Raw genomic sequence first — 3,785 nt, 5'->3', positions numbered from 1 at the left:
CCGTGAGTGGACGCGGGGGCGCGAATGGGCGCGTGCGTCCAGCGGGAAAGGGGACGCATGGCGGCAGCTCCCAGGCGCGCGCGACAGGATGAGGGGTGGGGGCTCACGGCGAGCCTCCTGGTGGCGCTCGTCCTGCTGGTCCTGGCCGTGGTGGCGCTCCTGCTGACGCGTACCTCCGTGCGGTCTCGGGTGATGGAGCGCTCGATAGACCTGCAGGAGGTGGGGCTCCTGGGGCGGGCCTTCAGCGACAAGGTGTCCCTGGCCAACAGCGCGCTGCTGGCGGGCGGGCAGTCGCTCTCCCGGGACACGGCGCAGGCACGGCGGCGCTTCCTGGCCGCCGCGGAACGGCTGGCCGCGCGGCTGGATACCGCCGAGGACGAGGAGCTGGTGTGGGAGGTGCGCGCCGCGGAGCAGGCGCACGAAGAGGCCCTGCGCGCGCTCGGGGACACCCCCACGCCCCAGGAGCAGAAGCTGGCGCGCGAGCGGCTCGCCCGGTCCCATGGGCGGGTGCGCGAGGCGCAGGCCCAACTGGAGCGCAAGGTGCAGGAGCGGCTGGACGCGGAGAACCAGTCCTCGGTGCGGGTGGACTGGTGGGAGACGGCGCTGCTGCTGCTGGCCTCCCTGCTGGGGCTGACGGTGGCGGGGGTGCTGGCGTGGGTGCTCCACCGCCGGCTCCACCCGCTCCGGCGCGAGGCGGCGGCCAGCGCGCACCGCTTCCAGGCGCTGGTGGAGGGCGTGCGCGACTACGCCCTGGTGCTGTTGGACACGCGCGGGCGTGTGGCGAGCTGGAACCCGGGCGCCGAGCGCATCAAGGGCTGGAGCGAGGAGGAGATCCAGGGCCGGCCCACCTCCGTCTTCTACACCTCCGAGGATGCGGCGGCGGGCAGGCCGGAGCGGGACCTGTCCCGGGCCCTCCAGGAGGGGCGGCTGCGCACGGAGGGCTGGCGGCAGCGCAAGGACGGCTCGCGCTTCTGGGCGGAGGTGTCCATCACCGCGCTGCGCGACGAGGACGGCGAGCCCCAGGGCTTCTCCGTGGTGACGCGCGACATCACCGAGCAGCGGCGCCAGGAGCGGGTGCAGGAGTTGCTCGCGGAGGCCGGTCGCGTCTTCCACCAGTCCCTGGACCCCGACCTGACGGCGGCGGAGGTGGCGCGGCTGCTGGTGCCGGAGGTGGCGGACGGCTGCATCCTCTACCTGCTCACGCCCGCGGGCGAGCTGCGGCCCCGGGCGGTCACGCACGTGCAACCCGAACGCGAGGCGAGCCTGTGGGAGGCCCTGCGGCGCTTTCCGCCCCGCTCCGGCATGCCTCCGGTCGTCTGGGACGTGATGCGCACCGGGCGCTCGCGGATGGACGTGGAGGTGGAGACGGACGACCTGGCGGCCTCCGCGGAGACCGAAGAGCACCGGCTGCTCATCGAGCGCGTCGCCATCGGTTCCTCCATGGTGGTGCCCCTGCGCGCGGGAACCGACACGCTGGGCGCCTTCGTGCTGCTGACGGCCCGGGGCCACCGCCGCTTCACGCAGGCGGACCAGGTGCTGGTGGAGGAGCTGGCGGGCCGTGCGGCGCTGGCCCTGGAGAACACGCGGCTCCTGCGCGAGGCGCGCGAGGCGGTGGACCTCATCGCCGTCACCGCGCACGACCTGGGCAATCCCTTGCAAGCGCTGCAATTGCTGCTCAACAAGGTGCAGCGCTCGCAGGCGGCCGGCCGCGACGAGGACGTGCGCAAGGGATTGGTGGTGGCGCGCGGTCAGGCGCAGCGGCTGGCACAGCTGCTCCACAACCTGCTGGACCTGTCGCGGCTGTCCTCCGGCAAGCGGCTGCTGGACGCGGCGCCCATGGACCTGGGGGAGCTGGCGCGCGAGGTGGTGGAGCGCTTCGCGGACGCCGCCGCGGAGGCGGGCTGCGACCTGCGGCTGGAGGTGGAGGAGGGGCAGGTGGGGCAGTGGGACCGCATCCGCCTGGACCGGGTGGTGACGAACCTCTTGTCCAACGCGCTGAAGTTCGGACGCGGCCACCCGGTGACGGTGTCGGTGTCCGCGCTGGACGCGGACCACTCGCGGCTGCGGGTGCGCGACGAGGGCGTGGGCATCGCGCCGGAGGCCCAGCGCCGCGTCTTCGAGCGCTTCGAGCGCGAGCGCGCCGCCCGGACGAAGGCCGGCTACGGGCTGGGGCTCTACATCGCCCGCCAGCTGGTGGAGGCGCACGGCGGCGTCATCCGCCTGGAGAGCGTGCCGGGGCGGGGCGCCACCTTCACGGTGGACCTGCCGCGCGTGCCCCGGCCCATGGAGGAGACGTCGGTGGCGGAGTCACCTCCCATCCCCCAGTGACGCCCGCTAGAGGTGCAGCGAAGGCACGGGGGCGACGAGGCCGGGCTGGATGGGGAAGTCCACGGGCAGCTTCTCGCGCTCCTCCAGCCGCTCGAACTCCAGCGAGTCGTGCGCGCAGAACACCGTCACCTGTTCGCCGTGGCGCTGCACCAGCTCACGCAGCCGGCGCAGGTTGTACCAGCGCATCCACCCGTCCTTCTGCATCAGCTTCTGGTAGGCGCGCAGGCCGGCGGTGCACCGGTAGCGGTCCAGGTCCATCTCGCCGTGGTAGAAGTACGCGTCGCCCGCGTGCAGCAGCCACCCTTCCCCGGTGTTGATGGCCACGCCCGTGTGTCCCAGCGTGTGGCCCACGAGCGGCACCAGCAGGATTTCTGGCGGCAGTCCGGTGAGCTCGCGCACGCAGTCGAAGCCGAACCAGCCCTCGCCCCGGTGGGGGACGTAGGTCTCCCAGCGCGTCTCCTTGGACCACTGCTGCGGGCGGAAGCGCGCGCGGTCCAGCCAGGACTTCTGCGCGGTGGCCACGCGGTACTCGTCCGCCAGCACGTGCACGCGCGCGTGGGGGAAGTCATCCAGGCCGCCCGCATGGTCGAAGTCCAGGTGCGTGAGGACGATGTCGTGCACGTCGCTGGCCTGGAAGCCCATGCGCTCCAGTTGGCGGATGGCGGTGGACTCCTCCGTCAGGGCGGGGCGGCAGAGCACGTCGCGGAACAGGCCGTTGAGCCGCACGCGGGGCGCGTACACGTCATTGAGGCCAAAGCCGGTGTCCACCAGCACCAGACCGCGCGGCGTCTCCAACGCCAGGCAGTGACAGGTGAGCGCCGCCGGGCCGGTGAAGCCGCGCCGCCCGTCCATGAGCCGCCGGCCGGGCGGGCACATCGTGGTGCAGTTGAGATGGTGGATGCGCATGGCGGCTCCGCTCCTGAGGAAAGGCGGTGGCCGTCCGGCGGCGGATGAACCGACGCGGGAAGCCCCCTTCCGTTCGTTCATGGCAAAAGTGCGCCGTGAACTCCGTGGGAGGAATCACCGCGCCCGGGCAGGACAGGGGCTCGCCCGCTCGGGGGGCGGCAGGACGCCGCTCAGGGAGCGGGAGACTGCCCGGCAGCTTCCCCTTCGAGCGATGGAGCCGACATCAGCACCAGCGCTTCCGAGTCGGTGACCGGACGGTGCTCGACGCCGCGGGGGACGATGAGCAATTCGCCCTCCTCCAGGTCCACGGTGCGCTCGCGCAACTCCACACGCAGGGTGCCCCGGGTGACGAAGAACAGGGTGTCGCCGGTGGCGTGCCGGCACCAGGGGCCGGTGCCCGTCAGCCGCACCATGTGCACGGGCTGACCGTGGAGCGTGCCCACGGGCCGGGTAATGCCAGGCGCCGGCAGGTCGGTGGAGGCGTGGGCCAGGTTCACCTTCTCCACGGGGGGAAGGGACGCGGAGGCCGGCGGGGCGCGGCGGCGCGAATC

3 protein-coding genes are annotated in these 3,785 nt (G+C 73.1%); 1 reads left to right on the top strand and 2 read right to left on the bottom strand.

All coding sequences use genetic code 11. The features are described from left to right. The first annotated feature begins 57 nt into the window (after positions 1–57). Complete coding sequence (locus tag D7V80_RS40440; RefSeq protein ID WP_120593087.1) at positions 58–2,328, top strand: ATP-binding protein; 2,271 nt, start codon at positions 58–60, stop codon at positions 2,326–2,328. A gap of 6 nt (positions 2,329–2,334) precedes the next feature. Here the strand turns inward: D7V80_RS40440 and D7V80_RS40435 are convergent, their stop codons facing one another. Then, a complete protein-coding gene (locus D7V80_RS40435) occupies positions 2,335–3,234 on the bottom strand; it encodes an MBL fold metallo-hydrolase (RefSeq protein ID WP_120593086.1) in 900 nt (299 codons plus the stop codon). 170 nt (positions 3,235–3,404) lie between these two features. Further along, positions 3,405–3,785, bottom strand: a 381-nt coding sequence (locus tag D7V80_RS40430; protein WP_147447390.1) for a cupin domain-containing protein, incomplete at its 5' end; no start/stop codon positions are given.

The sequence above is a fragment of the Corallococcus sp. CA054B genome (assembly GCF_003611625.1).
Lineage (GTDB): Bacteria > Myxococcota > Myxococcia > Myxococcales > Myxococcaceae > Corallococcus > Corallococcus coralloides.
Note: the sequence above shows the minus strand (reverse complement) of the source record. Positions and strands in the feature narration are given on the sequence as shown.